1 pseudogene is annotated in these 266 nt (G+C 61.7%); it reads left to right on the top strand.

The features are described from left to right. Nucleotides 1-62 precede the first annotated feature (62 nt). Nucleotides 63-266: pseudogene (locus tag SB772_RS41830) on the top strand (diguanylate phosphodiesterase); the annotation flags it as partial.

The raw sequence follows: 266 nt of genomic DNA, 5'->3' as shown, positions 1-266 counted from the left end.
AAGATGCGGTGTACGCGCGTTGTCCCGGCGCCGACACGCCACCAAGTGATCCATTCGCCTAAATGATTCCGCCGACCATCCCCACTCTCGTTGCGCGCGCCAGTGACCATGCCTTTCTCGGCAAACATCTGGCGATGGGCTCCGGCAGCCACGGAGACTTCGCGCTCGCGCGCTTTAACGACCTCGAACTGACGAGCGGCTACGAGCCGATCTTCGACATCAGCGTGCATGCGTTGGCGCAGTCGCTGTCGTCGGATGTGGAAAAC

The sequence above is a fragment of the Paraburkholderia sp. SIMBA_030 genome, from assembly GCF_046535245.1.
GTDB lineage: Bacteria > Pseudomonadota > Gammaproteobacteria > Burkholderiales > Burkholderiaceae > Paraburkholderia.
This window is presented reverse-complemented; position numbering and strand designations above follow the sequence as displayed.